Source organism: Promicromonospora sp. NPDC057488 (genome assembly GCF_042802395.1).
Taxonomy (GTDB): domain Bacteria; phylum Actinomycetota; class Actinomycetes; order Actinomycetales; family Cellulomonadaceae; genus Promicromonospora.
The window spans coordinates 1-5843 of sequence record NZ_JBHVEG010000264.1; the positions used below are offsets into that span (position 1 = coordinate 1).

General features: G+C 72.9%; 7 protein-coding genes. All 7 read right to left on the reverse strand.

Annotation, left to right across the window (positions count from 1 at the left end; translation table 11 throughout):
- Nucleotides 1-65: 65 nt before the first annotated feature.
- Nucleotides 66-863, reverse strand: coding sequence for an isoprenyl transferase (locus ACFU5G_RS28600; RefSeq protein ID WP_377252294.1), 798 nt, complete (start codon nt 861-863; stop codon nt 66-68).
- A complete protein-coding gene (recO, locus tag ACFU5G_RS28605) occupies nt 863-1609 on the reverse strand; it encodes a DNA repair protein RecO (RefSeq protein ID WP_377252296.1) in 747 nt (248 codons plus the stop codon). The genes ACFU5G_RS28600 and recO overlap by 1 nt, the downstream gene beginning before the upstream one ends.
- Nucleotides 1610-1672: 63 nt before the next feature.
- Nucleotides 1673-2296, reverse strand: coding sequence for a hypothetical protein (locus ACFU5G_RS28610; protein WP_377252298.1), 624 nt, complete (start codon nt 2294-2296; stop codon nt 1673-1675).
- A gap of 80 nt (nt 2297-2376) precedes the next feature.
- The gene (locus ACFU5G_RS28615) at nt 2377-3132 is read right to left on the reverse strand and encodes a cytochrome d ubiquinol oxidase subunit II (protein WP_377252300.1); all 756 of its coding nucleotides are present in this window, start codon (nt 3130-3132) and stop codon (nt 2377-2379) included.
- Nucleotides 3129-4388, reverse strand: a complete 1260-nt coding sequence (locus tag ACFU5G_RS28620) for a cytochrome ubiquinol oxidase subunit I (protein ID WP_377252302.1) — start codon at nt 4386-4388, stop codon at nt 3129-3131. The genes ACFU5G_RS28615 and ACFU5G_RS28620 overlap by 4 nt, the downstream gene beginning before the upstream one ends.
- Before the next feature lie 115 nt (nt 4389-4503).
- On the reverse strand, nt 4504-5088 hold the full coding sequence (locus ACFU5G_RS28625) for an NTP transferase domain-containing protein (protein ID WP_377252304.1): 585 nt from the start codon (nt 5086-5088) through the stop codon (nt 4504-4506).
- A gap of 89 nt (nt 5089-5177) precedes the next feature.
- Complete coding sequence (locus ACFU5G_RS28630; protein WP_377252307.1) at nt 5178-5696, reverse strand: nucleoside deaminase; 519 nt, start codon at nt 5694-5696, stop codon at nt 5178-5180.
- Nucleotides 5697-5843 lie beyond the last annotated feature (147 nt).

Below are 5843 nucleotides of genomic sequence, written 5' to 3' on the forward strand. Positions count from 1 at the left end.
TGTCGAGACCTGGTAGGTCTCGACAAGCTCGACCAGCGGAGCAGCTCGACCGGCGGGGGTTCTCGCTACTTCGCGGTGGGCTTGTCCAGCGCCCCGCCGTAGCGCCTGTCGCGCTTCGCGTACTCCTCGACCGCGTGCCACAGGTGCCGCCGGTCGACGTCGGGCCACGGCTCGTCGAGGAACACCATCTCGGCGTACGCCGCCTGCCACAGCATGAAGTTCGACGTGCGCTGCTCGCCCGAGGACCGCAGGAACAGGTCGACGTCGGGCACGTCGGGCAGGTACAGGTACTTCTGCACCGTCTTCTCGGTGATGCGCTTCGGGTCCAGCTTGCCCGCGGCGGCGTCCCGGGCCATGGCCGCGGCGGCGTCGGCCAGCTCGGCCCGGCTGCCGTAGTTGACGCACATCGTCAGCGTGCAGAGGTCGTTGTCCTTGGTGCGCTCCTCGGCCTCCTGGAGCACCTCGATCACGGACTTCCACAGCTTCGGACGGCGTCCGGCCCACCGGATCCGCACGCCCCACGACGCCATGACGTCGCACTGGCGCTTCATCACCTCGTGCGTGAAGTTCATCAGGAAGCGCACCTCCTCGGGCGAGCGCTTCCAGTTCTCGGTGCTGAACGCGTAGGCGGAGACGTACTCGACACCCACGTCGACGGCGCCCGCGACGACGTCGAGCAGGGAGTTCTCGCCCGCCCGGTGCCCCTCGATGCGCGGCAGGCCGCGCGCGTTGGCCCAGCGCCCGTTGCCGTCCATGACGACGGCGACGTGGCGCGGCAGGAACTCCTTGGGAATGCGCGGAGCCTGCTCGCCGGACGGGTGCGGGAACGGCTTGACCAGGTCCCGGCGGGTGTTCCGGGCCATCAGCGCTCCACCATCTTCAACGATCGCAACGTTCTCTCCAGGTAGTACTGGCCGTAGGCGGCGACGAGGCCGCTCGCCTCCTTGCGGTGCCGCGCGTCGGACGCGTCGGCGGTCACCCAGTCGCCCGCGAGCAGCGAGGACAGCAGGGCGAAGGTCTCGGGCGCGGGCGCGGTGGAGCCCGGCGGCCGGCAGCGCGGGCAGACGGCGCCGCCCTGCGCCACGTTGAACGAGTGGTGCGGGCCGGGCTCGCCGCAGCGCGCGCAGTCCTCGAACGACGGCGCCCAGCCCGCCACCGCGAGCGCCCGCAGCAGGTACGAGTCGAGCACCAGGCCGGCGTCGTGGTGCCGCTCCGACAGGGCCCGCAGGCCCCCGGCCAGCAGCCAGTACTGCTGCACCGCCGGCTCCTGCTCCTGCGCGACCAGCCGGTCGGCGGCCTCCAGCATCACGGTGCCGGACGTGTACAGGCCGTAGTCCTCGCTGATCGCGCGGGCGTAGGCGCCGATGGTCTCGACCTGCGTCACCGTGTCGAGGCCCATGCCCGGCCGCGGGTTGCGGCCGGTGTGCAGCTGCACGTCGACGGCCATGAACGGCTCCAGCCGCGCCCCGAACTTGGACGACGTGCGCCGCACGCCCTTGCCCACGCCGCGCACCTTGCCGTGCTCGCGCGTCAGGAACGTGACGATGCGGTCCGCCTCGCCCAGCTTCTGGGTACGCAGCACGATCGCGTCGTCTCGGTACAGGGGCACAGAGCCATTCTGCCCCCAGTCACCGACACTCCAGCACACCCGCGGGTCGAGCCTGTCGAGACCTCACCGCTCGACGAACCGCGTCCCGTCCGCCGTCAGCTCCGGCTCCCACACGAACCGGTGGATCACGTGCTTCTCCAGGATCCAGCGCGCCAGCAGCGCGACGCCGCCCCAGACCACGAAGAGCAGGAGGGTCTGCAGGAAGTTGATGGTGATCTTGTCGAACCCGCTCAGCGCGAGGGTGGGGATCAGGAAGATCAGGCCCAGGAACGCGGGCAGGAGCTGGATGCCGACCCACTGCACCACCGAGAGCATGTCCAACCGGCGCTCGGCGACCACGCCGTGGAAGTCCATCACGTTGACCACGTGGTCGGCGCGCCACTTGGCGACGTGCCGGGCAACCGTCCACTGCGCGTCGCGCGCGTCGAGGGCCGAGCTGCCCGACGGCAGCCAGATGCCGAGGATCTGGTGGATCTCGACGGGCGTCAGGTACCCCTTGTCGAGGATCGCGAGGCTGTGCACCGGCGGCTGCCGGGTGTTGGTCGGCAGCACCAGGGCGGCCAGGAACAGCAGCACCCCGCCGGTCCCGAGGATGCCCACGAGGGCTTCGGGGAGCCACAGCAGGAGCAGGGTCGCGATGGCGAACGCCAGGGCGCCGAGCAGCGCGCAGACGATGCGGTTCTTCATGGTCATGGTAGGTAGGACTTTACCGGCATCTCGTCGTGCGCTGGGGCGATACGTCCGTTTCGAGATCTAAGTTCCGGGGGTCAGAAGAACAGCGTGTCCCGGCTGTCCAGGGGCCGGGAGACGAGCCACCAGGCCGCGACCTGCAGTGCGAGGACCACGGGCAGCACCACCAGCGCGACGATGCCGAGCGCCGCCATGGTGGGCTCGGAGACCGCGCCCCCGACCAGCCGCGGCCAGGCCGCGAGCGCCGTGCCGACGACGGGGGCGGCGATCATGACCGAGGTGACGACCACCGGCAGCGGACCGGTGCGGCGCAGCCGCCACGCGACCAGGGCGTCCCCGTGCAGGCGCGTGACGACCACGGCGGCGATGCCGAGGGCCAGCGCGGCCAGGCCGCTCCCCCAGGCCACGCCGAGCAGCGCGCCCCAGCTCCCGGCCAGCGCGATGCTGGCGACCACGAGCACCACGTCCCACACGTCCCGCCACACGTTGCCCGGACGGCGGCTGCGCAGCCAGATCGCGGCGTCCCGCAGCGCCCAGGAGCCCACCAGCGTGATCGCCACGGGGTACCCGGCCGCGAGCAGGTCGGCCTCGGCGTGCGGGAACACGCCGATCAGCACGCCGAGTGCCGCCACGAGCCACACCTCCCCCGGCAGCAGCAGCGGGCCGACCGCGCCCAGCACCAGCCGGCGCTCGGCCGGCTCCCGCCGTCGTTCCTTGCCGTCCTGGCCGTGCTCCTGCAGCAGGGTGGCGCCCGCGCCCTGGACGGCGCCGTCGAGCACCACCCACCCCGTCAGCAGGACGGTCAGCAGCACCGCCCAGGCCGACGCGCTCATCGGCTCTCCTGCGAGGGCCCGAAGCGGAGCAGCACGACGTCGTCCGCGCCGTCGTCCCGCAGGACGTCGGCCGGGGCGGCCCCGAGCACGAGGCGGTCGGTCCCGGCGCGGGCCAGCCGCGTCAGGACCCACCAGTCGAGGACGGCGAGCGTCACCATGAGGCCCACCAGCAGCACCAGCGAGGCCAGGACGGCGCGCGCGGACTGGTCGGAGGTGACCTGGTCGACCCGGAGCACGCCCTGGATCACCCACGGCTGCCGCCCCAGCTCCCGCACCAGCCAGCCAGCGATCCCGACGAGGAACGGCAGCGGCAGCAGGGCCGTGAGCACCGCGTAGAGGGTGCGGCGGCCGCGCATCCGGAACAGGGCCCCCCCGATGAGCAGCAGCGGGAGCACCAGGGCGCCGAGGAACACCAGGTCCGCCGACCGCATCATGATCTCGAGCAGCACGCCGACCGCGGCGTCCTGGCCGAAGCCCCCCTCGATGTAGCCGAACTGGGCGTACCCGAACGCCTGCACGAACAGCACGCCCGCCAGACCCGTCCAGATCCCGGCGCGCATGGAGCGGCGCCAGAGGTCCTCGTCGGGGCTCACCGGCAGACGCTCGCCGCCACCCACGCGCCGCAGGTGCCACGCGGAGACGCCCACGAGCACGAACCCGCCGGCCATCAGGCAGGCGCCGACGACGTGCAGGCCCGACACGAGCGCTGCCGGGTTGGCGACCAGCGCGCCGATGTCGGTGATGCGGGCGACCGAGGCGTCGGGCGGGCCCTCCAGCACGTACCCCACGGGGTTGCGCAGGAACCCGTTGGCCACCATCACGGCGAAGGCGGAGGCGTACCCGGTGAGCACCACGGCCCAGAAGATGGCGGCGTGCAGCCCGCGCGGGAACAGGTGCCAGCCGAACACCCACAGACCGAGCAGCGTGGACTCCAGGAAGAACGCCGCGAGGGTCTCCACTGCGAGCGGCGCCCCGAAGACCTCGCCGGCGACGTCGAGCAGGCCAGGGAAGTGCAGGCCGAACTGCAGCTCCAGCACGATCCCGGCCGCGATGCCGAGCGCGTAGTTCACCAGGTAGATCTGGCCCCAGAACCGGGTCGCGTTCCCCAGCACGACGGCGCGGTCGCCCGAGGCGCGGGCCCAGCGCGTGTTGAAGATCGCCACCACAGGGCCGAGCCCGAGCGTGAGCAGCACGAAGAGGAAGTGCACAGCGGCCAGCAGCGCGAACTGCAGGCGGGCGAGTTCCGTGGCCTCCACGATTCCGAGACTACGTAGCCGACCCGGTCACGGCGACAGGATTCGGGCAGGACCGGGGGAAACCTCAGGGATCACCCGGATCGGGTGGTGGGGGTGTCCCTACCAGGGGGGTGAATCACCAGCGGTCGACGTCGTCCCCGCCACCGAGGTCGGTGCAGTCGATGCCGACGGCGCCGTGCGTGCGCAGGTACAGCCCGGCGCCGCTGTCCCCGCGGACCGAGCCGGCGAGCGGCTCCCAGTGGGCGCGGCCCAGCAGCACGGGGTGCCCGGGGCGGCCGTCGTAGGTGGCGCGGGCGAGGGCGCCGCGTGCGGTGTCCGGCTCGCCGAACGGCTCCAGCACCCGGCGGACGGCGTCGGGCCGCAGGCCGGGCAGGTCCACCAGGGAGACGACGGCGGCGTCCGCGCCGGTCTCCTGCGCCGAGGCGAGGCCGGTGCGCAGCGACGCCGCGAGCCCGGTGTCCCACTGGTCGGCGACGACGGACGTGGCGCCGGCGCGCGCGAGGCCCTCGGCCTCGTCGGACCGCGCCCCGAGCACGACGACGACGTCCGCGCAGCCGCCGTCGACCAGCGCCTGGCAGGCGAGCTCGAGCCAGGGCGTGCCGCCGTCGGTGCGGGCCAGCGCCTTGGGCATGCCGAACCGGCTGCCCGCGCCGGCCGCGAGCACGATCCCGACCGTCGTCGTGCTGTTCCTGGCATCCATGGTCTGCTCCGTCCTGCCCGGCGTCGGCCGGGTGCACCGCCGTAAAACGTACCGGACGAGGTCTGCTCCGGGGATCCCCCTGCCGCGGGTCAGTAGGGGATGCGCGCGGTGTGCTCGCGCCAGGCCTCGAACGGCTCGCCGGCCCGCTCGATCCGGTGCTCGACGACGGGGTTGGGCCACGTCGACCGGTCCCGGTCGAGCAGCTCGTAGAACTCGCGGTCGTCGAAGCCGGCGCGTTCGGCGTCGTGCCGGTCCGCGGCGAAGACGACGCGGTCCACCCGGGCCCAGAGCGCTGCCGAGAGGCACAGCGGGCAGGGCTCGCACGAGGCGTACAGCGTGGTCCCGGCCAGCGAGAACGTGCCCAGCGCCTGGCAGGCCGCCCGGATCGCGACCACCTCGGCGTGGGCCGTGGGGTCGAGGTCCCGGGTCACGCGGTTGCCGGCGGCCGCGATCTCGGTGCCTCCGCGCACGACGACGGCCCCGAAGGGGCCACCGCCGTCGGCCACGTTCCGGGACGCGACCTCGACGGCGCGGGCGAGCCAGGCGGCGTCCTCGGGGCCGGGTACGGCCCGGGACGAAGGGGCGGACGTCTCGCGCGGGCTCGTCATCCTTCGATGCTCGCACTGCTGCGTTTCAACGGCGTTCCCAGGAGGTGACCTGATCGAAACGTCCGTTTCACCCGGGTTGCGCTGGCCCCTGGCTGGGGCCGCGCTTCGAGATCGGTCCCTTGCGTCGAGACCGGTCGGTTGATGGAC